This is a genomic window from Exiguobacterium sp. 9-2 (assembly GCF_036287235.1).
Classification (GTDB): Bacteria; Bacillota; Bacilli; order Exiguobacteriales; family Exiguobacteriaceae; genus Exiguobacterium_A.
Window position 1 is genome coordinate 1,210,675 of the sequence record NZ_CP142850.1, and the last position, 23,786, is coordinate 1,234,460.

General features: G+C 47.2%; 21 protein-coding genes. 14 read left to right on the forward strand and 7 right to left on the reverse strand.

Going from position 1 to position 23,786, the window contains the following annotated elements:
- Positions 1–53: 53 nt before the first annotated feature.
- Complete coding sequence (locus VJ374_RS06240) at positions 54–1,064, forward strand: ABC transporter permease (RefSeq protein WP_329470595.1); 1,011 nt, start codon at positions 54–56, stop codon at positions 1,062–1,064.
- 59 nt (positions 1,065–1,123) lie between these two features.
- Here VJ374_RS06240 and VJ374_RS06245 read toward each other — a convergent pair whose 3' ends face one another.
- Positions 1,124–1,762, reverse strand: coding sequence for an SDR family oxidoreductase (locus VJ374_RS06245; protein WP_056060704.1), 639 nt, complete (start codon positions 1,760–1,762; stop codon positions 1,124–1,126).
- 264 nt (positions 1,763–2,026) lie between these two features.
- Between VJ374_RS06245 and VJ374_RS06250 the strand changes: the two genes are divergently transcribed.
- From VJ374_RS06250 to VJ374_RS06265, 4 genes are all read left to right on the forward strand, one after another.
- The gene (locus tag VJ374_RS06250; protein WP_329470599.1) at positions 2,027–2,857 is read left to right on the forward strand and encodes a transporter substrate-binding domain-containing protein; all 831 of its coding nucleotides are present in this window, start codon (positions 2,027–2,029) and stop codon (positions 2,855–2,857) included.
- Positions 2,850–3,647 (forward strand): transporter substrate-binding domain-containing protein, encoded by a 798-nt coding sequence (locus tag VJ374_RS06255; RefSeq protein ID WP_313491239.1) that lies wholly within the window; start codon positions 2,850–2,852, stop codon positions 3,645–3,647. The genes VJ374_RS06250 and VJ374_RS06255 overlap by 8 nt, the downstream gene beginning before the upstream one ends.
- 103 nt (positions 3,648–3,750) lie before the next feature.
- Positions 3,751–4,032, forward strand: a complete 282-nt coding sequence (locus VJ374_RS06260) for a hypothetical protein (protein WP_329470601.1) — start codon at positions 3,751–3,753, stop codon at positions 4,030–4,032.
- 111 nt (positions 4,033–4,143) lie between these two features.
- Entirely contained in the window at positions 4,144–4,419 is a 276-nt protein-coding gene (locus tag VJ374_RS06265; RefSeq protein ID WP_313492210.1) for an ATP-binding cassette domain-containing protein, read from the forward strand.
- Between the two features lie 69 nt (positions 4,420–4,488).
- On the opposite strand, the gene VJ374_RS06270 is transcribed toward VJ374_RS06265, so the two are convergent.
- The 5 genes from VJ374_RS06270 to VJ374_RS06290 form a co-directional block, all read right to left on the reverse strand.
- The gene (locus tag VJ374_RS06270) at positions 4,489–5,856 is read right to left on the reverse strand and encodes an amino acid permease (RefSeq protein WP_290749534.1); all 1,368 of its coding nucleotides are present in this window, start codon (positions 5,854–5,856) and stop codon (positions 4,489–4,491) included.
- Positions 5,857–6,021: 165 nt separating this feature from the next.
- Entirely contained in the window at positions 6,022–6,906 is an 885-nt protein-coding gene (locus VJ374_RS06275) for a hypothetical protein (RefSeq protein WP_329470607.1), read from the reverse strand.
- A gap of 59 nt (positions 6,907–6,965) precedes the next feature.
- The gene (locus VJ374_RS06280; protein WP_035408496.1) at positions 6,966–7,559 is read right to left on the reverse strand and encodes an undecaprenyl phosphate transporter UptA; all 594 of its coding nucleotides are present in this window, start codon (positions 7,557–7,559) and stop codon (positions 6,966–6,968) included.
- A gap of 124 nt (positions 7,560–7,683) precedes the next feature.
- A complete protein-coding gene (locus VJ374_RS06285; protein WP_035409669.1) occupies positions 7,684–9,003 on the reverse strand; it encodes a Na+/H+ antiporter family protein in 1,320 nt (439 codons plus the stop codon).
- Between the two features lie 315 nt (positions 9,004–9,318).
- The gene (locus VJ374_RS06290) at positions 9,319–9,870 is read right to left on the reverse strand and encodes a beta-class carbonic anhydrase (protein ID WP_023467896.1); all 552 of its coding nucleotides are present in this window, start codon (positions 9,868–9,870) and stop codon (positions 9,319–9,321) included.
- A 336-nt stretch (positions 9,871–10,206) separates the two neighbouring features.
- On the opposite strand from VJ374_RS06290, the gene adhE reads away from it, so the two are divergent.
- The 3 genes from adhE (at position 10,207) to VJ374_RS06305 (ending at position 17,564) form a co-directional block, all read left to right on the forward strand.
- Positions 10,207–12,801, forward strand: coding sequence for a bifunctional acetaldehyde-CoA/alcohol dehydrogenase (gene adhE, locus VJ374_RS06295; RefSeq protein ID WP_329470608.1), 2,595 nt, complete (start codon positions 10,207–10,209; stop codon positions 12,799–12,801).
- A gap of 191 nt (positions 12,802–12,992) precedes the next feature.
- Positions 12,993–14,393 carry a hypothetical protein gene (locus VJ374_RS06300; protein ID WP_290787490.1) on the forward strand — a complete coding sequence of 467 codons (1,401 nt, stop codon included), beginning with the start codon at positions 12,993–12,995 and terminating at the stop codon, positions 14,391–14,393.
- A 456-nt stretch (positions 14,394–14,849) separates the two neighbouring features.
- Entirely contained in the window at positions 14,850–17,564 is a 2,715-nt protein-coding gene (locus VJ374_RS06305; RefSeq protein ID WP_329470609.1) for a bifunctional 2',3'-cyclic-nucleotide 2'-phosphodiesterase/3'-nucleotidase, read from the forward strand.
- A gap of 38 nt (positions 17,565–17,602) precedes the next feature.
- On the opposite strand, the gene VJ374_RS06310 is transcribed toward VJ374_RS06305, so the two are convergent.
- Entirely contained in the window at positions 17,603–18,484 is an 882-nt protein-coding gene (locus VJ374_RS06310) for a LysR family transcriptional regulator (RefSeq protein WP_329470610.1), read from the reverse strand.
- Positions 18,485–18,585: 101 nt separating this feature from the next.
- Here VJ374_RS06310 and VJ374_RS06315 point away from each other — a divergent pair, with 101 nt between their 5' ends.
- The 6 genes from VJ374_RS06315 to VJ374_RS06340 all read left to right on the forward strand — a co-directional run bounded on the left by VJ374_RS06315 (position 18,586) and on the right by VJ374_RS06340 (position 23,697).
- The gene (locus VJ374_RS06315) at positions 18,586–19,605 is read left to right on the forward strand and encodes a ketopantoate reductase family protein (RefSeq protein WP_329470611.1); all 1,020 of its coding nucleotides are present in this window, start codon (positions 18,586–18,588) and stop codon (positions 19,603–19,605) included.
- Between the two features lie 13 nt (positions 19,606–19,618).
- Positions 19,619–20,356: an acetoacetate decarboxylase gene (locus tag VJ374_RS06320; RefSeq protein ID WP_329470612.1), complete on the forward strand. Its 738-nt coding sequence runs from the start codon at positions 19,619–19,621 to the stop codon at positions 20,354–20,356.
- Between the two features lie 101 nt (positions 20,357–20,457).
- Positions 20,458–20,976, forward strand: a complete 519-nt coding sequence (locus VJ374_RS06325; RefSeq protein WP_329470613.1) for a GrpB family protein — start codon at positions 20,458–20,460, stop codon at positions 20,974–20,976.
- Positions 20,969–21,415, forward strand: coding sequence for a DinB family protein (locus VJ374_RS06330; protein WP_329470614.1), 447 nt, complete (start codon positions 20,969–20,971; stop codon positions 21,413–21,415). Before VJ374_RS06325 ends, VJ374_RS06330 begins: the two co-directional genes overlap by 8 nt.
- Before the next feature lie 19 nt (positions 21,416–21,434).
- Entirely contained in the window at positions 21,435–22,319 is an 885-nt protein-coding gene (locus VJ374_RS06335; protein WP_329470615.1) for an alpha/beta fold hydrolase, read from the forward strand.
- A 256-nt stretch (positions 22,320–22,575) separates the two neighbouring features.
- On the forward strand, positions 22,576–23,697 hold the full coding sequence (locus VJ374_RS06340) for a GTP-binding protein (RefSeq protein WP_329471032.1): 1,122 nt from the start codon (positions 22,576–22,578) through the stop codon (positions 23,695–23,697).
- The last annotated feature ends 89 nt before the right edge of the window (positions 23,698–23,786 follow it).

Genomic DNA, 23,786 nt, shown 5'->3' on the forward strand with positions numbered 1-23,786 from the left:
ACATATAGTTGCACGTGATATTATAAGTAATGCATGTAAAAGGAGATTGTAATATGAAAGCATGGAAAGATGTCTGGTCAATGACACAAACGAAAGTGGGGCTCGTCTTCGCAATCGTCGTACCGCTCTTGTTCCTCGTTGTCTGGATGACGGGTTACCAAGGAACGACAGAACGTCTTGATCAATTAAATGTTGGGGTCGTCGCAGAAGCGAATGATCCGTTCATCCAGTCGTTGCAACAAGCACCGTTCACGGTTCAGACGGTTGCAACAGAAACAAAAGGGTTGCAAGCACTTGATGCGAATGAAGTCGATCTCGTCTTACAAAAAGATGATGCAACGCATCAACTAACGGCACACGTCAGTCAGACGAATGCGGAATTCGCAAATGCAATCCTTGAGAGAGCAACGGAAACGATCAGCAAACAGTTGAATGGTGAGCCGACGTTCACGACGTCAATCGTTACGGAACATGCCGTCTCGGATTTTGCTTTATCAATGCTTCCGCTCGTTCTCGGTTTTGTCATTTACATCGCGATGATGACGATGGGGATACAATTCAATCTCGTCAGTACGATTTTAAAGAGTCGTCACACAAAATGGGATCTTTTCTGGAGTCGACAACTATTGCACGGCATCGTCTTACTTGTCGTACCATTGCTCCTCGTCTCGATGGCGCATCTACTGACAGACATCGATACACCATTCATCAAACTATGGGCGTTCGAGCTCCTCGTCGTTGCGACCTGTATCGCAGTCACACAGATGAACTTTGCCTTGTTTGGTCCGATTGCTCCACTCGTTAATGTCGCATTGATCCCGTTCCAGTTAATGACCGCAGGGAACATTGTTCCAGCGAAGATGCTGGCACCATTTTATCAATCGCTCGGAACGTTCCTGCCTGTTCCAAATGCCGTCTCTGGTTTCGGTCGATTATTATTCATGGATGGATCAGTCGGGACGCAAGTCCTTCATCTATCCTTACTTTTTGTTGGTAGTTTCTTGGTGACGTGTCTCATTACAGTCTGGAAAAGAGAGGGCGTTAGGCAGCAAGCCATGGCTTGAGAAAAAGTATAGTTTCAAAAAAAGCTCACGTCTCAATTTCCGAGACGTGAGCTTTTGTATTAGAACAACTCGTTGATCGGTGTGTCACCTTCGAGTAGTGTGACGACTTGTTTCGATGCTTTATCATGACCGATCGCAGCTAAAATGACACGGGCGACATCCTCGCGTGGAATTTTTTTAGTCGCTTGCTCGGACGGATCCGTCGTGACGTTTCCTGTGCCGGCTTCATCGGATAGTCCGCCTGGGCGAAGAATGGTGTAGTTGAGTGACGATTCCTTCAGGACACGATCCGCGTAGCGTTTCGCGATGTAATACGGCTTCATGCTGTCAGACCATGTTTCCGGCGAATCGGCGTTCAAGGCACTGACCATGATGAACTGTTTCGCCTTGATTGCTTCTGCTGCTTCAATCGATTTGACGGCACCATCGAAGTCGATCAGCATCGTCTTGTCGGCTCCTGTATGACCACCTGATCCTGCCGTAAAGATGACGACATCTGATCCTTGTAATGCTTCCGTGATTGTTGCGACGTCGGCTTCAAGATCAAGATGGACCGGGGTATGACCGAGTTTCTCAAAATCACTGAATTGGTCCTTGGAACGTAATCCTACTTTGACATCATGCTCCGAATCCTGCAGTAAACGAGCAGCGTGACGACCTACTTTACCATTTGCACCAATGATAAAAATCTGACTCATGTTCCATTCCTCCATTTCACGATTTGATGATTCTGTTTCAGTATGGAAAAGACGAGGGGATTCTGTAAAGAGAGACGACTTATGGAACTGTAACCGTCATCAAAACATCTTTTTAACGCTTTTATGCATAAAATCGTCAAATTATCTTGAAATCACGTGTAAGTGTGGTAGGATAATGACTATTACCCACACCGAAAATCGTTTAGGTTAAATTGTGGAAATATTCGGTGAATGGGCAACGACGAAACAGAAAGGAGAGATACGATGAGAAAGAAACCATGGCTATTAGCTGGACTTGTCCTGACAGGCGTTGCCGCTTGGATGATCTGGAATCAACAGACGAATGTCGAAGCACATGACATCTTCGAAGACCAAAAACTGGTTGTCGGAACGACGGGGGATTATAAACCCTTTACATACTGGAACGAGGAACGGAATCGTTATCAAGGCTTTGATATTGAAGTCATCCAAGCGTTTGCTAAAGCAGCGGATCTTGACGTGACGTTCGTCAAGACAACATGGCCGACGTTATCGGAAGATACGAAGTCAGGTAAGTTTGATATCGCTGTCGGTGGGATTACAAAGAAAGTCGAACGCGAGGTCGTCGGAGACTTTACGTCGTCGTATTTCTCCTTTCAAAAAGCACCGCTCGTAAAGAAGGAAGATGTCAAACGCTTGAATTCGCTTGATGCAATCAATGATCCATCCGTCAAAATCGGTGTCAATCCGGGTGGGACGAATGAGGCGTTCGTGAAGAAGCATTTTCCGAAGGCGAATGTGACCGTCTTTGAGAATAATTTAGACATTCCAAAAGCCGTCCAAAGCGGTCAAGTCGACGTCATGGTAACAGACGACATCGAAGCGTTGCATTACGCGACAGAACTCAATCTTGCGGTGCCGAAACTGACAGAGGCGTGGGAACCAGCCGAGATGGCGTATTTGATGAAATCGGATCAAAAACAGCTTGGAGATGTCTTCCGGGTCTGGATTGAAAGTGCAGAGGGGCAAGAACAAGTTCAAAAATTGAAGAAAAAATGGAACATCGTCTCGACGCGTGAGACGGTCGGAGCGAAAGGAGCGGGAGCACATGAGTAAATGGGGATGGATCGTCGTCGGAGGTGGCGTCCTGTTTGCGAGCTTACTGACGCTATGGCAATCGGAGCAACCACGACGTGTACAAGCAAAGAACGTCTTTGCGACGAAAAAAATCGTCGTCGGAACGACCGGCGATTACAAACCATTCACCTACTTGAACCGGAAGACGAACGAGTACGAAGGATTCGATATCGAAGTGATCCGTTCTTTCGCGAAGACGACCGGTATCGATGTCGAATTCGTCCCGACGACATGGCCCACGCTATCTGCTGATCTTGCTAGCGGGAAATTCGATATGGTCGTCGGGGGCGTGACGAAGAACATCGAGCGCGAGATCATTGGCGACTTCACGTCAAGTTACCTGTCGTTCCAAAAGACACCGCTCGTCCGTAAAGAAGATGCCGGACGCCTTGCTTCGATCGAACAAATCAATCGACCGGACGTGACGATTGGTCTAAATCCAGGGGGGACGAATGAACAGTTCGTCCGTAAGACGTTCACGAAGGCGAATATCGTCATGTATGAACAAAACCTCGACATCCCGCATGCTGTTGCCTCAGGTGAAGTCGATGTCATGATCACTGATACGGTCGAGGCGATTCATTATGAAGCACTCGATCAACGACTCGCGGCACCAAGAATTCAAGAAAAGTGGATTCCGGCGGAGAAAAGCTACCTCGTCCGGGAGTCAGAAGGGGACGTCGTCGATGTCTTTAACCTCTGGATGCAGTCGTACGAAGGACAGGAAGAGATGGAGCAATTAAAAGAGAAATGGCAAGTGGCGTCATAAGTGGATCGTGTTTCCTGATAGCAGGAGGCACGATTTTTTAGTGAAAGGAGTTTGACAGGAAAAGACGAACAAGTATGTAGAAGCAAACCAGGAGGAAACCGATATGTTGAAAAAGAGAACATCGAAACAATGGCTCATCATGACCGCTCTTTTAGCCTGTGTCACTTACACATGGCTCGTCATCGGAGATGTTTGGATTAATCCTACGTTATTGTTCGCAGGAGCGCTTGTATTTACGAGTGGCACGGTACTATCGTTTAGTCTCGCGTTAGCGCGAGCCGTTCGCTTAAAAGGAGTTGAGTTTAAGATGATGCTGGTGTCGGTAGTCGTAACGCTCGCCTTGTCTGCAGGTGCCGTATATGGTGTATACCAGATTGTAGAGTAATCGTTAGAGATTGAATCAAGGCACCGATTCAGGTGTCTTTTTTGATTTTCGAACAGAAAAAATAGGAAAATATTGGACATGACTTTGAATTCATGGAAAGAAGGAATGAAGATGATTCATGTCGTGAACTTGACGAAGACGTACGATGGAAAGGATGTCGTCAAAGGGATTTCGTTTGACGTGCAAGCAGGGGAAATCTTCGCCTTTCTTGGACCGAACGGTGTCGGGAAATCGACGACTGTTCAGATGCTGACGACGCTGATTAAACTGAGAATACCGATTAGGACGAGCAGGAAACGATTGAATCCGTTCATATTTCATCTCTCTTTTCTGTCGTTAAATTGTTTAGACGTTCGGGAAATCACGAATACCATGAATAATATGTGACGTCAAAATAAAAATACAGTGAATGAAAAAAACTCCCCTCATTGTGTCATGAGAGGAGTACAAACCGTTTTATTTTTCGATTTTCGGTACTTTTACGATGTAGTAGATCGTACTTAAAATCAAAAAGGCGATTCCGATTAAGATTGAGACGCGTGTCTCGTCATTGAACAGCATGCCGACGAGTACTGTGATCAGCGCGACGATCGATAGATAGTTCGTCACCGGTGCACCTGGCATCTTGAACGGATGCGAGGCTGTCCGTTCACTTTCGAGTTTTCGGTAACGGATATGACTGATTAATATCGCGAACCACGGCACCATCCCTGGTAGTACCGAAGCGCTGTAGACATAAACGAAGATGTTCGTATCCTTTCCGAGAACGTGCGGGAGAATGATATCGAGAATGACACCAAAGAAAATCCCGATTGAAATGGCTAGAACTGTATAGAGCGGAATCCCACGTTTATTGACCTTTAAGAAGAAAGACGGCATTTGCCCTTTTTCCGCTAATGCATAGATCATCCGACTGGCGCTGAAGATTCCTGAGTTACAACCGGATAAAGCGGCCGTGATGACGACGAAGTTAATGATGCCGGCAGCAATCGTCACACCGACCTTGGCGAATGTCGCAACGAACGGACTTCCAAGATCGGATAATTCGTTCCACGGATACACCGTGACGATGATGAAAATCGCTCCAACGTAGAAAATCAGAATCCGCCAGACGACACCATTGATCGCCTTCGTGATGTTTTTCTCTGGATCTTTTGTTTCCCCAGCCGTGACTCCGATCAACTCGACACCGATGTAAGAGGCGAAAACAATCGAGAGGGCAAAGAAGAACCCGGTGAAACCGTTTGTGAAGAATCCACCGTTTGTCCAAAGATTCGAAAGACCGACTGGATTTCCTCCATTCCCTAGTCCAAAGAAAATAATGCCGAATCCAGCGACGATCATCAGAAGAATCGTCAGTATCTTGATCGAAGCAAACCAAAACTCGAGTTCACCGAACATCTTGACGGAAGCAAGGTTTGCGAGCGTCAAGAGAATGATGACGACGATCCCTGGAATCCATGTTGGTAGTTCAGGCCACCAGAAGCGTAAGTACGTTCCAACGGCGATGACTTCACTCATTCCGACGACGACCCAGTTGAAGATGTTGCTACTTGCTGTTAAAAAACCAGCAGCTGGATGGATATAATCGTTTGCGAACTTTGCGTATGATCCACTGTGCGGATGGGTGTAGACCATCTCGCCGAGTGCCCGCATGATGAAAAAGATAAAAACTCCGGCTAGCATGTACGCAAGTAAGACTGATGGTCCTGTCCAAGCGATCGTACTTGATGCCCCGAGGAAGAGACCAACACCAATCGTTCCTCCGAGCGCAATCATTTGTACCTGTCGTGCTGTTAAATCTCGTTTCAAATTCGAACTCATCGTTTCCCCCAAAAAAATCTGTGACGTCATAATGTTCAGACAACTTGTCGTAAGAACTATAAAGCTGAGTATACTATCCTCGGATAGGGCTCGGCTAGTCTTTTTGAAAATTTGAAATAGAGTTTTCAATAATCAGATATTCATGAAACAAATATGTAACAGCTTTCATTCGCCCATTAGTAGAGTGTCAAGTTGTTGACCTAGTCTACCAAAATACAGATGCTCAGCAGTTGCTAAGACGATCAAATCATCACGCATTGTAAGGTCACCTGACAGAGAATTTCCTTGTTCGGTCATGAAACGAATCGAACGAATGCTCTTAAAACGTGTTCCATTTCGTTCAAGTAAGTGTACGTCATCAGAGTATGAAGCAAGTAGATGATCATCGTACCGAGCGAACTGAGAAAAGGCGATCGTAGGAGCCTCACAAACGAGATCGTCCTCTTGATTAATACGGACGAAACGATAATCAGAGTAGTAGAAGAACCAGACTTCTGTTGATGAACAGACATTCAGAGCATAACAATCATCAATCGGATATTGCCGATTCTTATACTGCACTTCACCTGTATCGTCAAAAGCGACCAGACCGAAAGCACCATTTGAACTCGTGACGGCATCGGCATAGACACCTTCATCAAAATAACTGACCCAAATCCAACCTTGTTCGTCGATTTGCATATTTTGAATCCCGTCGTCTAAACAAAAGCTATTCAGTAACTGACCTTGAGGATCGTAGATAAAGGCGTTCGGCAACCATGTGCCGTCGATATCATCATCACAACGAGAAGCGACGAGTAACAGCCGTCCGTCTGGAAAACGATCAACGAGGGAAAAGTCGATGTCGTTTCTTTCGACGATTGTCGTCTTTCGCCAATCATCCTTCAGTTGATGAATGGAGAGGATCTGTGTTTCACGAAATTCATCAATCGATTCTTCAACGATTAAAATATGTCCGTCGACAGTGATGCCAGTCGCGACCGGGCTTCCAGAACGATAGGATGCGGTCAAACGACGTAGCGGGAAATGGGCGAGCGGGTATGTGAGCATGGCAGGACCTCCTGTGTGTTGTAAAAAGCAGTCCGTCGACAGACAGACTGCTTGATGAGTTAAACCGACCGTTGACGGCGTTTATAGAAGAAATAGACGATAATTAAGGCGACGGCAGCAATCAAAACACCATTCGTATATGGTGCAGCGACTTCCTTGATCGAGCGCCAGTTCGTTCCGAGTGTTTCTCCAAGATAGAGGAACAAGATTGACCATGGAATGATGGCAAGAACCGTGTAGAGTGAAAACTTCGTTTGATCCATTTTCGCAAGACCAGCTGGAATCGAGATGGCATGGCGGACGACAGGAATGAAGCGAGCTCCGAAGATGACACCTTGACCGTACTTCAAGAACCAGCGTTCAGCTAAATCCAGATGATGTTCAGAGATCAGGACATACTTTCCGTACTTCAAGATCAATGGACGACCGCCATAGCGAGCAAACCAATATAAGAACAATTGCGACAACAATCCGCCAATGACGGCGGCGACGACAGCGAGCGGCCAGCTAATCGTTCCTTGAGAAATCATGAATCCGCCGTATGAGAGAACGATCTCGCTCGGTATGATTTCAATCATCAACCCGAGGGCGATACCGAAATATCCGAGATCGGCAAGTGAAAGCAAAATCTGGTTGACGATTTGAGATAACACGTAAGACAACTCCTTTGTAATCAGTACATTCCTTTATTTTAGAGAACCGAAGATCAAATGAAAAGGAAAAAAACGGAGACAATTAAAAAGACGGATCCACCATGATAGCGAATCCGTCTTGTTTTTATAATACGACCGCAGCAATCGTACCGAAAATGAGCAACGGAATATTGTAGTGCAAGAACGTCGGAATGACGGTTTCTCGCATGTGATCGTGCTGACCATCGGCATTCAAACCACTCGTAGGTCCAAGCGTCGAGTCTGACGCGGGGCTACCAGCGTCACCAAGAGCACCAGCTGTCCCGATGATCGCAACCGTCGCTTCTAAGCTGAAGCCGTACTGGATACAAAGTGGAACGAAGATCGCAGCGATGATTGGAACAGTTGAGAAACTTGATCCAATGCCCATCGTGACGAGAAGACCAATCAAGAGCATGACGAACGCGGCAACGAGTTGGGAGTCGCCCATCAATGCTTTTGAGTTCTCAACGAGCGGTTCGATATCACCCGTCTTACGCAAGACATTCGAGAATCCGTTCGCTGAGATCATGACAAAACCGATGAATGACATCATCCGCATACCACGCGTGATGACGTCATCTGCTTCACTGAATCGAACGAGACGAAGCAACAAGAAGAGGATGAGTCCCGTCGTTGCAGCAAGAATCATTGATTCCGTCTGCAGTTGAACGATCAATGTCGCAATGACGACGACACCACTTAAGATCAGTTTCGTTTTCGTGATGACCGGGATTTCATAGTCGTCTGGGGCGATATCACGAATTTCATACGTCCGCTCTTTCCGGTACGTATAAAGACCAATCAAGAGACCGACGACCATTCCGAGTGCTGGAATCGCCATCGCTTCGATGACAGAAACTCCCGTCGTATCAAGACCATTAGCTTTAAGGTTTTTCAGTAAAATCTGATTCAGATAGATGTCTCCGAATCCGATCGGTAAGAACATGTACGGTGTGACGAGACCGAATGTCATGATGATCGCAATTCGACGTCGGTCCATCTTCAACTGAGAAAAGAGACCAAGAAGCGGCGGAATGATGATCGGAATGAAGGCAATGTGGATCGGTAAAGCATTTTGTGAACTGATTGCGAGTAACAGAATCGCAAACAAAACGAATCCTTTTAATTTTTTGACCGATGCGGCACTTGCGTTACCACGTGAACGTGCAATCAATGCGTGAGCGAGAGCATCCGGTAAGCCCGTTTTCGAGAGGGCAACAGCAAACGCACCAAGCATCGCGTAGCTAAGAGCGATTTCTGCCCCATCGCCAAGACCACCAGCAAATGCTTCGGTTGTTTTCGTTAAATCGAGACCGCCGACGAGACCGCCGGCGAACGCACTGATGACCATCGCGAGCACGATGTGGACGCGGAAGATCGCTAAGATGAATAGTAAAAAGACGGCAAACAATACGGCGTTAATCATTCGGTAAAACCACACTTTCTTTTGTTATCACTGCACTATACTAAAGTATCTTACAGCCATGGTGGAACACTGTCAAGGATAAAAGTCTGACCTCGTATTAAATGCCTTCACGATAGACTTTCTAGATTTGCATAAAAAGTCACGTTTTTTAATACCTAAAAGCATGAGGGGAAAGGCGTTTTGATCACTAAAAATGGCTCACACAAAAAAATGTGCCATTCTTCTCCATTACGAGAAAATGGCACATTATCTTTAATTTAAGACGGAGTAGAATATCCCGAGTCTATTTGAGTTTCTTCTATAAGAGAGCAATCAGCAATCGACGACGTCGAGTTTACCGGTCCCTGGATCGATGACGAGTCCGTGGACATTCGTACCAGGTGGCAGTAAGGGGTGGTTCTTCACGAGACTGACGGAGTGGGCGACACTCTCCTGAACTGACGTAAAGCCACGCAACCATTGATTTAAATCAACACCTGATACTTCAAGCGTGTGAAGAATCTGTTGGTCGATACCTCGATCCTTCATTTCGCTGATCATATGTTTAGGATCAATCGTGCTCATGCCGCAGTCGTGGTGACCGATGACGACGACTTCTTCAGCACCCAGTGCATACAATGCGACGAGAATCGAACGCATGACAGAACCGAATGGGTGCGATAGGATAGCACCGGCATTTTTGATGATCTTCGCATCCCCGTTCTTAAGGCCGAGTGCATGTGGAAGAAGTTCCGTTAGGCGGGCATCCATACACGTCAGGATGACGACCTTTTTGTCCGGGAACTTATCCGAGACGAACTGCTCATACTGTTTTTCGGCGACGAATCGCTCGTTGAAAGCTAACATTTCCTGTACAACTGACATTCAAGTGTCCTCCTTTAGTGGTAGCTCTTAATATGTACCCCATAATCAGAATACAAGATGATGAAATGGCTATCAAGTCACGAAAATGCGAGTGTGATAAATCGCACACGTCTTCGTACATAGAGCAAAACGATGAAAAAGGAGAATCCGCAATAGATGTAAACGTTACCAAGGATGTGAGGGAATTCACAGGATGGTCATGCACAAAACAGGAAAAAGGAGTTATGATTGATTTGTGAAGGAAAGCACAAACTATTGAAAAACAGCTTGGCATTCCTGACATAATGGTTGGCAAATCAAACTCAGATTCGTTCCACGACAGGGAGGAAACCACTCATGGCTGTGAAAGAAAAAACAAAATCGACAGTAACGCCGGTCGAACAAGCAATTGGACAAATTGTTGAAAAAGGACAATGTGCATTACAGGAGTTATTGACATTCGATCAAGAAAAAATTGATACGATCGTCCGTGATATGGCACTTGCCGGACTTGAACGGCACGTCGAACTCGCTCGTCTCGCAACAGAAGAGACAGGGCGCGGTGTCTTTGAAGATAAGATGATTAAAAATATATTTGCGACAGAATACATCTACAACAGTCTACGTCATGAAAAAACGGTCGGGATTCTGGAAGAAGATGTCCAAAACGGCATCACATATATCGCTGAACCGGTCGGTGTCGTCTGTGGTGTCACACCAGTCACCAACCCAACGTCAACGACGATGTTCAAAGCATTGATTGCGATCAAGACACGTAACCCGATCATCTTCGCGTTCCACCCGTCGGCACAACGGTGTTCCGTCGAAGCGGCGAAAACACTTCGCGATGCAGCCATCAAAGCTGGGGCGCCGAAAGACTGCATTCAATGGGTCGAAGAACCATCACTTGAAGCAACGAAAGTCTTGATGAACCATGAAAACATCGCCATGGTCCTGGCAACAGGTGGTGCAGGAATGGTCAAATCAGCGTATTCAACAGGTAAACCGGCACTCGGTGTTGGACCAGGGAACGTTCCTTGCTACATTGAACAATCAGCAAAAGTCAAACGGGCAGTCAGCGATCTCGTTCTCTCAAAAACGTTTGATAATGGGATGATTTGTGCGTCTGAGCAAGCCGTCATCGTTGACCAAGAAATATATGCAACGGTCCGTGCAGAAATGGAAGCACTCGGTTGTTACTTCTGTACACCGGAAGAAAAACAACGCCTCGAATCACTCGTCATCAAAACCGATACATGTGCCGTCAACGCGGACATCGTCGGGAAACCTGCGACATGGATTGCAGAAAAAGCTGGGATCGATGTTCCGGAAACGACGGTCATGCTCGTCGCGGAACTCGAGCACGTCGGGGCAGCAGAACCACTGTCTCATGAAAAACTCAGTCCCGTACTCGGTGCGTACCGCGTTGCATCAACCGAAGAAGCTTTTTCGATTGCTGAACAGATGCTTGAAATCGGGGGTCTCGGTCATACCGCCGTCATTCATACGACAAACGATGATTTGATGACAGCGTTCGGACTCCGCATGAAAGCCTGCCGGATTCTCGTCAACAGTCCATCTGCTCATGGCGGAATCGGTGATCTTTATAACGAGTTGACACCATCACTGACACTCGGTTGCGGATCATACGGGAAAAACTCTGTTTCTGAAAACGTGACAGCGAAACATTTACTCAACGTCAAGAAGGTGGCGAGACGACGCGTGAACATGCAATGGTTCAAGGTACCAGAAAAAATCTACTTCGAAAAGAACTCCGTTCAGTACTTGCGGTCGATGACAGACGTCTCACGCGTCATGATTGTCACCGATCCAACGATGGTGCAATTCGGATATGCCGATAAAGTGATTCAAAACTTGCCACAGTCCGTCAGTTACCGAATCTTCGACCAAGTCGAACCAGATCCATCGGTGACGACTGTTCAGACGGGTGCCCAAGCCATGCGTGACTTCAAACCCGACTTGATCATCGCTCTTGGTGGTGGGTCAGCGATGGATGCTGCAAAAGGAATGTGGCTCTTCTATGAACAGCCAAACGAAACGTTTTCGAACTTACGTCAAAAATTTCTCGATATCCGCAAACGGGCGTATCAATTCCCAGCACTCGGTCGTCAAGCGAAGTTCGTCGCGATCCCGACGACATCGGGTACGGGTTCAGAAGTGACACCGTTCACCGTCATCACGGATAAAGAGAAAAACGTCAAATACCCGATTGCTGACTATGCCTTGACACCCGACGTCGCGATCGTTGATCCGGAATTCGTCATGACTGTACCGGCTTCGATTACTGCTGATACCGGAATGGACGTCTTGACTCATGCAACAGAAGCATACGTATCGGTTCTTGCGAACGACTACACGGATGGACTGGCACTCAAAGCAATCAAGATGATCTTTGACTACTTGCCACGAGCGTACGAGAACGGATCTGACGCAGAAGCTCGGGAAAAAGTGCACAATGCGTCAACGATGGCAGGGATGGCTTTCGCGAACGCCTTCCTCGGAATCAACCACTCGATCGCGCACAAAATCGGTGGGGAATTCCACACGCCACACGGACGGACGAACGCGATCCTGATGCCACACGTCATTCGTTATAATGCGTCACGCCCAACGAAACTGGCAGCATTCCCAAAATACGAATCATTCGTCGCCGATGAACGGTATGCCGACATCGCACGTTACCTCGGTCTTCCGGCAGCAACGACAGAACAAGGGGTCGAATCACTTATTCAAGCAGTTGCCGATCTTGGACAACGTCTCAACATCAAGATGTCATTCAAGGCGCAAGGTATTCAAAAAGCAGACTTTGAGGCAAAACTCGATAAGATGGCAGTCGATGCTTTCGAAGATCAATGTACGACAGCGAATCCAAAGATGCCGCTTGTCGCTGAATTACGGACGATCATGGAACAAGCATACGAAGGCATCTAATAGAGAAAAAAATACTATGGCAAAAGATCGTTCAACCGGCTTCTCACTCTGAGAAGTCGGTTTTTGTTTTGGAAATCGATGGAGACAGTCAGAGAAAAGGTGGGATATAATGGCTGTTGAATGAATTTGATGTTTTTGGTTTCGTTGTAGCAGGAATATTCAAACATCAGACATAAAAAGGAGGAAATGGGATGGAGTCAAGGCAAGAAAGGAAACAACGACGGTTTTCCGTCTGGGACGTCCTGTATGGCGTCCTCATCGGTCTCATCTTTTTCGGTGTCATCTACGGTGTGATGGCATTTTTGACTTCACAAATCACCTCATCCTCAGACTATCAGGATCTCGTGAAGCAGATGCAACAGGCGAATATCACATGGAAAGAAACAGACATCACTGTTTCGTTGATGCTTTTGTTCGTCGGTGGGCTGTCGATCACGATGCCGAGCGCAGTCCGAGAAGGGATCATCAATCAGGTGCTGGATGCAAGTTCTGCCGGCGACGTCTTATCGTTGTTTGGGATTGACTTAAAACAAGTCCTCGCGCCATTGACGTTCGATGTCTCTTACGGCACGTTGCTTTATTCTGTTTTTGGTATCGGATTGATCGTCCTGTTATTTTTAGTGTTACGGATTAAGGCAAGTCGGCTTGGGTGGACGATTCGATCGGTCAGTTTCTTTTTAACGGTCGGCATCATCTGGTTCGTCCTTGCCGGACGCGGAAACGATGTCCCGTTCCTTGCGTTACAAGACGGCTATGCGATGAGCGGGATCTTACCACTTCTCGTCGTCAGTCTGCTTGGTTGGATGGCGTTTTTCCCGCAAAAGTTATCCGGTCTGACAGCTGCCGGACGTGCCAGCTTGCTGATTTTGATGTTCGCGAGTACGCTCCAACTTGTCTTTACGGTGCAGGACGAAGCGGAGTATGACGGTGATTCCTCACTACGAACGGCATTGACCGTTGCGAGTCTGAACGCCGGAAGTGGAGGGATGTATGACTGGATTCATGGTGGACAAGTCGTGTATCAAGCAGACGTCCTTGGAGCGAATGCGGAAATCCCGGTCTCGATGCTAAACGGGGAGACTTCAACGGAACAGCTCAATGACTCGATTCAGAAAGTTGTCGATGGGATTGATACGAATCGGGTGACGGAACAATTGCTGACGTTAGTCGGTGGAGAACGTCCTGATTTATCAGCGACACAATTGAAGCTTGATCCTGTTGATTACGGTGTCGCACGACAGACGATCCAAGCAATTGATGCTGAATCGGCCGGAACGACGGCACCAAACATCTCAAGTGAGAGTGCGTATTGGGTGTTGTTACTCGTGACATTTGTGATTTACTTCGTCTGTAGTATCCGGAGTTTCAAGTCGATCATCGACCCATTCATTTTTGCGATCGCGATCGGTGTCATCAGCTTCATCGTCAGTCAAGCTTCATATGTTCAGTTCGCGATGAAGTGGCGGAGTGACGTCTTATTCGAGTTCGCTCAACAGACGGCAGGTTGGACGGTTCTTTTCGCAACAGGACTTGCGTTACTTGGTGGAATTCTTGGTTATGTCGTCCGGCGGAAACCAGAGAAAACGGTGTAAGGGACGTGGAGTGGTGAAAATCTTATGCCATGAATCTGATCGAAGAACGTTTCTGTCATTTTCGTTTTCCACAGTCGGGTAAGCCGCGGTATCCTAAACTACGTTTCGTCTACCGGGTCTCACCTGACCCTGACGAAAGCGAAAAACGTGCTTTCTTTTCCTGTAGGAGTTGAAAATGAACAATTACGTTCTACATCAATTATAAACGATACGTTTTCAGGTTCATGTCCTGAAATGTATCGTTTTTTTATGTGGTTCATCTCATTTGTATCATCTCCTTTTTTTACCATGTGAACCTGATTTGTAAAGGTAAAATCAACAATGTAAAGCCAGTATTTGGAATTGATTAAGTAGGTTAAATAAGACGGATGTCCGACCTATTTGAAAGGACTATTAGCTATAATCGAACCATGCTAAATTAATGAAGCAGTTAAAACTTCCTGGGGGGAAATCCATATGAAAAAAGCTACAAAACTTGTCATCGCATCGACATTGATCGCACCGATGCTCGTACCAGTCGTTCAAGTCAAGACACTTGCTGCCGACAACAGTGTCGTCAAGTTACGCTTCTTAGAAACAACGGATTTACATACGAACTCAATGAACTACGATTATTTCAAGGATGCACAGGACGAGACGATCGGTCTTGTCAAAGCCGCTACAGTCATCAAACAGCAACAAACGGAAGTGGGCGTAACGAATAGCTTCTTGTTTGATAACGGGGATACTCTTCAAGGAACGCCGTTTGGTGATTACGTGAAAAATCAGTACGACAAAGGAAACAAAGGCAAACATCCGATGTACGAATTGATGGAATACCTTGGTTATGATGCAGTCACGCTCGGAAACCATGAGTTCAACTTCGGTCTTGATTTCCTTAAGTCAGCGATGAGTGCTTCGAGCGGTTCAATCAAGTTCGTCAACTCGAACGTATTGGATGCCGTTACGAAAAAGCCAATCGTCGCGGACTACAACAAAGATGGAAAAGACTATCAAATCATCGAACGTCAGGTCAAAGACCAGAACGGTGACATGAAAACAGTCAAGGTGGGTGTGTTCGGAGTCGTCACGCCACAAATCATGGCATGGGATGCGGGGAACCTGACGGGGAAAGTCACAGCAGAGGATATCGTCCCAACTGCTAAAGCAACAGCGAAGAAATTAAAAGATGCAGGCGCAGACGTCGTCGTCGCGCTCGCACATACAGGTATTGGGGATACTGTGGATCAAAAAGATGGCGATGAGAATGTCGGTTACGCGTTGACGAAAGTCGCAGACATCGATGTTTTGATGACAGGTCACCAGCACGGCAAATTCCCGGCAGCCGATTCGGCGTTTAATAAACTACCAAACGTTGATGCAACGAACGGCTTGATCAATGGCAAGCCGGTCGTCATGGCGAACACGCAAGGGAAAAACGTCGGTGTCATCGATCTTCAATTGAAGCAAGTTGACGGGAAATGGGTCGTTGATACATCTGGCGCTAAATTAGCGGACGTGACGAAAGACACGACAGCAGATGCAGGTGCAGTCAAATTGATTGAAAAAGCGCATGAAGGAACACTCGCTTATATTCGTCAAGAAGTCGGAACGATCAATGATGATATCCAGAGCTTCTTCGCTCTTGCACAAGATGATGATTCAGTTCAGTTCGTGACGAACGCTCAAAAATGGTATGTCGAGAAACAACTCAAAGAAAATGCGGATCTTGCGAAATATAAAGATCTCCCGTTGTTATCAGCAGGTGCACCATTCAAAACAGGTGGTCGTAACCAAGTCAACGCATCCGATTACACATTGATCAAAAAGGGACCGATCGCACTGAAGAACGTTGCCGATCTCTATGTTTATCCGAATACACTCGAAGTCGTCAAAGTAACAGGTGCTGACGTTAAAGATTGGCTCGAGATGTCTGCCGGTCAATTCAACCAAGTCGGCGGTGAGCAGACAGAGTTGTTGAACAAAGAATTCCGGAGCTACAACTTCGATATCCTCGATGGACTGACATATGAAATCGACATCACGAAACCGGCGAAATTCGATTATAACGGTGGTGTCGCCAATAAAGATGCAAGTCGTGTTCAAAACATCAAATATCAAGGAAAAGCCATCACAGACGATCAAGAATTCCTCGTTGCGACGAACAACTATCGCGCTGGTAGTGCGACGTTCCCAGGTCTTGGCGGCGGAAAGAACATCGTCTACAAATCGGCTTACGAAACACGTAACGTCATCTCGGACTTCATCAAAGCGAAACAACCGGTCGATTATAAAGCGGACGACAACTGGTCACTCGTCGCAAGCAAACCGATGACGGTCAGCTTTGATTCAGCGGCTGCAGCTGCACCGTACGTCAAGCGGTATGAAGGCATCACGAATACAGGTGTAACACGTCCGGGCGAGACAGGTACGTTCCTTAAATTCAACATGAATGTGCCGATGAAAGACTTCACGGTCTCGGCAAAAGCAGTTAAACCAGGTGCGAAAGTCGTTACTGGTCAAGCCGTTCCGGGCGCAACAGTCACGGTCAAACTCGGTGATAAAGTCCTTGGAACAGCAACAGCAAACGAAGCGGGTCAATATGAAGTCGTGACACGTCCGCTTAAATTGCGTGATCAGTTGACGATTGTCTCAGAACTCAGCTTCATGAAGACAGAAACGAACGTCACGGTCGGAACAGGTGTCGTTGCGACACCGGCGATCGATAAAAAATCAGCAGTTTACGGATCAACTATCCTCCGCGGTAAAGCAACGGAAGGTCTTGACGTGACGCTCTATAAAGGATCAACGAAAATCGCGAAAGCGAAAACGACGGCAAGCGGCTTCAAGATTGCGGTCAAAAATGGTCTAACGACAGGTACGTACACGGTCAAGTCGACAGACATCTCGAACAAGATCACGAAAAAGGCGTCGTTCACGATCAAGAACACGTATCCGGTCAAAAAATGGTCAGGCAAAAAGACGTTGACAGGTAAAGTCGAAAAACGACAAATCGTCCGCCTCTACCAAAAAACAGAGTCTGGTTATCAATTGATCGCTCAAGACGTGGCGGATCAGCACGGGAACTATGTCTTGAAGATGCGTAAGGCATTGACGAACGGCTCGTACAAACTCAACATCTATACAGCGAAAGATCATCTCGATCAGTCACGCTACTTCATCACGAAGTAATATCTCACACGGATGTCTGCATATGCAGGCATCCGTTTTTATTTGATTAGATATGCGCGTTGCGAAAGTAGAAACAGTTTAATGCGTTCGTACATGATTGCTTGTTCGACCGTCAATTGATCCGTCGCATGCGACATGTAGAGTCGTGACTTTACTGTAAATACATCGTCCGTAATGAAGGGAAGTCCCATCTCCCGACAAACGGAAACAGGAACGAAGCTGAAATACCGTTGCTGGCGTAAGGCGAGCTGAAGTGAGACATCATCGATGTAGTGCGTGGTATCGGCATAGATGTTCAGTTCCGCCATCTTCAATTGGATGAAGCGGTTGTAGTCCTTATTGTGAGAGGGAAACAAAAAGGCAGTCTCCGTTGCATCCGTATAGAGTGCTGTAATCGCTTCTTTCTCTGAATAGGAAGCAGGGTAGGTGATGACGATCTCCTCTTCCACGATTGGTTCACTCGTAATGAGCGGATGTTTGAGTTCCATGAAGCTGATTGAGAAATGGAATTCTTGATGAAGGAGACCGCTCAGGATTTCACGGTTCGAGAGGATGTCCGAGTTGAACAAGGGAGCAGTTTGTGGAAGAAGAAACTCCCGTAGAATCAATTGGATGAAACGACCATGTGAACTGGCAAGACTGAGTGGTGTTTTCGTTGATGCATCGTTTCGTACCATTCGTTCCTGAACACGTGTCAACTCGTGTTCGATTTTTTCGACAGACTGAAGTAACAGTCGACCATTGTCAGTCAAACTGATCGTTCTGCCTTTTCGATGAAATAATATCGTGTTCAATTCACGCTCGAGTTTCTTGATCGTCGCACTAAGGGCAGGTTGGCTGATGAATAATCGTTCGGCAGCACGCGTCACGTTCAATTCCTCCGCGACGTGACGGAAATAATTTAAATGTAAGAGTTCCATGATATCCTCCTGACATAACCTATGGGTTATCAAAACATATAATTATATATATTTCTGTTTATGATGAAACTAGTATACCGTATATACCAGAGGTGATAGAAATGAAAATCGGAATTTACGGAGCAGGATCCCTTGGAACCATCATGGGAGCTTATTTGAGTCAACAGTATGCGGGTGTCGATTTGATTGATACGAACCGTGCACATATTGAGGCACTGAACACAACAGGGGCACACGTCATTGGTCCGGATTTAACGCAAGCTGTTCATGCAATTCATCCGGATGACATCACAGAGACGTACGATATCATATTATTGCTGACGAAGCAGGTCTACAATGAACCGGTCCTCGCGAAAGTGCGGACGATCTTGAAGGAAGACGGCATTCTCGTCTCCTTGCAAAACGGTGTACCGGAAGAGTTCATTCAACAACAGATTCCAAGCGAACGTATCATTGCGGGATCCGTCGAGTTCGGAGCGACATACGTCGGACCAGGTGAGTCACGCCTGACATCAGATTACGAACATTTCAAGACGTATGCGATGCAAATCGGTGAACTGGACGGGAAGAAGACGGATCGGATCATCCAACTGAAGGAAATCCTTGATCACATCGGTGGGACAGAAATCTCTGATAATCTACCGGGAACGAAATGGTCAAAACTCGTCATCAATAGTACGTTCAGCGGGTTATCCGCTGCGTGTAACGGTACGTACGGCGATGTTCTCGATCATCCTGTCTTGTTACGGGCAGCAATCCATACGATGCAGGAAGTCGTTGAGGTCGGTCACGCTCACGGCATCACATTCGCGCCGATGAGTACGTTTGAGCCGGCAGCTTACGCAACACTAGACGATATCGATGAAAAACTGATCACCGTACCACAATTGATGCACGGGTCGCGTGACTTAGAAGCAAGCATGTTGCAGGACTTACAAAAAGGTCAACCGACCGAAATTCGTTTCATCAATGGGATCGTCACGATGTACGGCAACACGTACGATATCAAAACGCCGTTCAACTCGCTCATTCAAGAAATCGTCGAAGAAGCGCAAGCAGCGAAGACAGTTCCTGATTTTGAAACAAGTGTCACACGCTTTGCCGCATTGTTAAACGCATAAAGGAGGGATTCAAATGAAACAGAGCGATGTAAAGAACGTCGTCGCGACGCCGATCAATGCGCCGGTTTTTCCGGCAGTCGATATCTTCTTTCGGAATCGGGAATACTTGAACATCATCTATGAGACGGACATCGAAGCGTTACAAGCAGTCGTTCCGGAACCTCTTGAGGTGCTGAGCAATCAAATCAAGTTTGAGATCATCAATATGCCAGATAGCACCGGTCTTGGGAGTTATCTTGAGTGCGGGCAAGTCATTCCGGTTCGGTATCAAGGGGAAATCGGTGAGTTCTACCTATCGATGTATGTCAACAATCAGCCGGCGATCACCTCTGGTCGAGAAGTAGCTGCTTTTCCGAAGAAGTATGGTTCACCCCGATTGTATCTCGACAATGATGTACTCGTTGGAACGCTTGACTATCATTCGCTCCGCGTTGCACAAGCGACAATGGGATATAAATACGTTCCGATGGCAGTCGAAGAGGCACAGTCAATTGTCGGTGCGCCGCAGTTCATGCTCAAACAACATCGCGGTTATCAAGGCGAGTTGATCATCTCTGAACTGACACGCAGTCAAATCACGGATCTTGAGATTAAAGAAGCATACCGTGGACCGGCTCGGCTTCAATTGTTTGAACATGTCATGGCACCACTCGCTGACTTCCCTGTTCGAAAGGTCGTCGATGCTCAGCATATCATCGCTGATCTCCGACTCGGTGGACCTGCGAAACTGTTTGATTATCTAAAGGATTAACGAACATCGGACACCATGCGTAACGAAACGACCTCCAAAGCGGATGGTCGTTTTGTTTTACCCCAAAAACTGGCATACTGAATTTAGAGGGGGAAACGACCATGCGACAAGTCATTGTGTTACCGTATCAATCAGAATGGGAGAGTGCATATACACGAGAAGCGGACCGGTTACGAGAGGTGTTTGGAGCACGTCTTAAGCAGATCCATCATATGGGAAGTACATCAGTTCCGGGACTCGCAGCAAAACCGATCATCGATATACTGCCCGTCGTCGATGCGCTCGAGGGGATCGAGCAGTTCGACGCACGGATGGAAGCAATCGGCTACGAGGCGAAGGGTGAATTCGGGATGCCGGGACGTCGCTATTACCGAAAAGGTGGAGACGAACGGACGCATCATATTCATCTCTATGCGACGGGAGATCCTGATATCAAGCGCCATCTCGTCTTCCGGGATTACTTACGCAAACATCCAGAAGAAGCCGCTGCTTACGGGGCATTAAAGGAACAGTTAGCGACAACATATCCGCTTGATATCGAAGCCTATATCGCCGGTAAGGATGCGTTCGTCAAGGAACTCGAACAACGTGCGATCGCTTGGGGGAAAGAGTATGACTGACTGGGAATATGCCCTTATTCGCCATGTCAGTGTTGGTGTGAAGACGTCGAAAGTCTTGTTTAAGAAGATCGAAGCAAAGGACTGGAACACGCAACCGATCCCCGGGAAGCGGACCGTCGGTGAAGTCGCCGTCCATCTCGCTGTATTGCTTGAAGCCGATTTGATGCTCGCAGAAGGGGCGACGGCTGAAGCGATGCAGGCACTTTATGCGGAACCGGTCACGTGCAATCAGTTATCTGAGCGAATCGATCAAGCGTTTCGGGTCTATCAAGAAAAAGTCACGGCCGGATTTTCGACGCGTCCGACGTACTGGGGAGTTACCGATTCGATGCATGGTTGGGCGATTGAAGCAGTCGTGCATCTCTATCATCATCGATCCCAGTTATTTGATTACTTGAACATCCTTGGGTACGAATTAGAGATCTCGTTATTTGAATGAATGGAAGTAGGGATAGTGTATGGAATATATCGTCGAAACATCAGCCGGTCGCTTCGATACCCGACTGACAGGAAGCGGGGACGTCACCTTCGTCCTCGATCACGGGATGATGTCGAATCGGCATCAGTGGGGTTGGCTCCGAACTGAATTATTGAAACGGGGGCGGGTCTTTGAATATTCGCGTCTCGGTTATGGGCTGTCGAGTCGTGGCAAAAACAAACGACTCTTTACACATCAAGCGGATGAGTTGGCAGATGTTTTACGGATACTTCGAGTCGAAGGACCGTATGTATTCATCGGTCACTCGCTCGGAGCTTATATCTCGCTTGCAAGTGGACGCCTGTTTGCAGACGAGACACGCGGCATCGTCTTGCTTGATCCGTCGCACCCAGATGTCGATGCGGCATTGCCGAACTGGTACGAACGAACACAAGAAGAGTGGAATCGATTCCTCTATTTTCTTAGTCACATTCGACCGATTGCTTGGATGATCCCTGACCGTTTGGGAAAAAAGATGTTCAGTGTCTTACCGGAAGCCGACCAATTACCGATGTGGCGACATTTTGCGGCACCTGGGCATTGGCGGGGAACGCTCGATGAATGGCAATCGGTAGAGGAGAACAATCAGATGATTCTTTCGTTGATCGAAGACGTGACGCAGCCGGTCCTCGTCCTGTCCGCTTCGAACTGGGCGGGTGGTATGCCAGAAAGTTGGTTGAACCCGGCATTGACCGAACAAATCAATGCGGCTCACGCTGCGTTCGCCGACAGTTTACCGAACGGAATGTATCATGTGATTGCAGATACGAATCATTACACGATCGCCGGATTTTCTCACGAGGCAGCGGAGCGGATCACGGATTTGATTGGCTTGACATGGGATTTACCGATTCAAAGTCAGTAGTAAGGTTACGCTTTTTCGTTTAGCTCGAATCGTTTTCCTGGGACAAGCATCGCGCCGGTACACTTCGTTGCAGGGTCGCTCCTGCTTGTATTTCCCTAGGAAGCGATTCCGAGCTTACAAAACGTTTCTTTTCTCGTTCTTCTGAATTGCATCCTTTTTTATAGAAAAAATAAATCGAAATCATTACGATTGACGTCAGTTAAAAAGTCGGTTACTCTATAAAACGTAACGATTACGTTTTAGGAGATGAATGATGATGCAACCGATATCGATCACCGTTTTATCCGGTTATTTAGGATCCGGTAAAACGACACTATTGAACCATTTACTACATAATCGCAAAGGGCGCCGCCTCGCGATCATCGTCAACGACATGAGTGAGGTCAACATTGACGCGGCATTGATTGAGCAAGGCGGATTCTCGCGAACGGAAGAGTCGTTCGTCACGCTTTCGAACGGCTGCATTTGCTGCACATTGCGTGATGATCTGTTGCTTGAAGTCAAACGCCTCGTCGACCAAGGCAATATTGACGGGATCGTCATTGAATCGAGTGGTATCTCGGAACCGATTCCGGTCGCCCAGACCTTCACGTATGAAGATCCGGACAGCGCAATCGATTTATCACATGTCACGAAAATCAATGCGATGGTCACGGTCATCGATGGGTACCGTTTCCTGAAGGACTTCGAATCCGGTGAGTCGTTGATCGAGCGCAGACAGGCAGTCGATGAGACAGACGTGCGCGAAGTCGTCGATCTACTCGTCGACCAAGTCGAGTTTGCGGACATCATCGTCTTAAATAAAGTCGATCGCCTGACACCGGAAGAACGCCATACCGTCATCGGCTATCTGAAGGCATTGAATCCAGTTGCCCGCTTGATCGAGACGACATATGGTCAAGTCGATCCGGCAGACATCTTAGACGTTGATCTATTTGATTTTGAACAAGCGGCAGCGAGTGCTGGCTGGATCCGTGAGTTGAATGCGGAAGAACATATTCCGGAAACGGAAGAGTACGGGATCAGTTCATTCGTCTACAAGCGCAACGTGCCGTTCCACCCTGAGCGCTTGCTAGCTTTGATTGAAGACTGGCCGCAAGAAGTCGTCCGGGCGAAAGGATTCTTGTTCCTCGCGACACGTCCTGAGATGGCACTGTTGTTCCATCAGGCAGGATATGCGTCGAACATGGAATACGCTGGTCGCTTTGCATCAGACGAGGATCGACGGACGGAACTAGTCTTGATTGGGATCGGACTAGAACAAGAGAAGCTCGAAGCGTTGTTTGATGCGAGTCTCGTCCAGGAAGACGAAACAGACTGGGCATCTCTGAACGATCCGATACCCGGTCGTGAGATGTACGAAGAAAACTTTTTATAAAAGGTCAATCTTTAGAGAAACCGTATCTGCGGTTTCTCTTTTTTGTTATATTTTCATAGTGAATGGGGAAAGAATACTAGTGAAGGTAT

Bases quoted from the DNA above. Each gene is read 5' to 3' on its own strand.
- VJ374_RS06240 (WP_329470595.1), top strand. From the start codon at position 54: ATGAAAGCATGGAAAGATGTCTGGTCAATGACACAAACGAAAGTGGGG.
- VJ374_RS06245 (WP_056060704.1), bottom strand. From the start codon at position 1,762: ATGAGTCAGATTTTTATCATTGGTGCAAATGGTAAAGTAGGTCGTCAC.
- adhE (WP_329470608.1), top strand. From the start codon at position 10,207: ATGGCTGTGAAAGAAAAAACAAAATCGACAGTAACGCCGGTCGAACAA.
- VJ374_RS06340 (WP_329471032.1), top strand. From the start codon at position 22,576: ATGCAACCGATATCGATCACCGTTTTATCCGGTTATTTAGGATCCGGT.
- VJ374_RS06255 (WP_313491239.1), top strand. From the start codon at position 2,850: ATGAGTAAATGGGGATGGATCGTCGTCGGAGGTGGCGTCCTGTTTGCG.
- VJ374_RS06325 (WP_329470613.1), top strand. From the start codon at position 20,458: ATGCGACAAGTCATTGTGTTACCGTATCAATCAGAATGGGAGAGTGCA.
- VJ374_RS06330 (WP_329470614.1), top strand. From the start codon at position 20,969: ATGACTGACTGGGAATATGCCCTTATTCGCCATGTCAGTGTTGGTGTG.
- VJ374_RS06310 (WP_329470610.1), bottom strand. From the start codon at position 18,484: ATGGAACTCTTACATTTAAATTATTTCCGTCACGTCGCGGAGGAATTG.
- VJ374_RS06290 (WP_023467896.1), bottom strand. From the start codon at position 9,870: ATGTCAGTTGTACAGGAAATGTTAGCTTTCAACGAGCGATTCGTCGCC.
- VJ374_RS06300 (WP_290787490.1), top strand. From the start codon at position 12,993: ATGGAGTCAAGGCAAGAAAGGAAACAACGACGGTTTTCCGTCTGGGAC.
- VJ374_RS06265 (WP_313492210.1), top strand. From the start codon at position 4,144: ATGATTCATGTCGTGAACTTGACGAAGACGTACGATGGAAAGGATGTC.
- VJ374_RS06305 (WP_329470609.1), top strand. From the start codon at position 14,850: ATGAAAAAAGCTACAAAACTTGTCATCGCATCGACATTGATCGCACCG.
- VJ374_RS06270 (WP_290749534.1), bottom strand. From the start codon at position 5,856: ATGAGTTCGAATTTGAAACGAGATTTAACAGCACGACAGGTACAAATG.
- VJ374_RS06315 (WP_329470611.1), top strand. From the start codon at position 18,586: ATGAAAATCGGAATTTACGGAGCAGGATCCCTTGGAACCATCATGGGA.
- VJ374_RS06250 (WP_329470599.1), top strand. From the start codon at position 2,027: ATGAGAAAGAAACCATGGCTATTAGCTGGACTTGTCCTGACAGGCGTT.
- VJ374_RS06275 (WP_329470607.1), bottom strand. From the start codon at position 6,906: ATGCTCACATACCCGCTCGCCCATTTCCCGCTACGTCGTTTGACCGCA.
- VJ374_RS06320 (WP_329470612.1), top strand. From the start codon at position 19,619: ATGAAACAGAGCGATGTAAAGAACGTCGTCGCGACGCCGATCAATGCG.
- VJ374_RS06335 (WP_329470615.1), top strand. From the start codon at position 21,435: ATGGAATATATCGTCGAAACATCAGCCGGTCGCTTCGATACCCGACTG.
- VJ374_RS06260 (WP_329470601.1), top strand. From the start codon at position 3,751: ATGTTGAAAAAGAGAACATCGAAACAATGGCTCATCATGACCGCTCTT.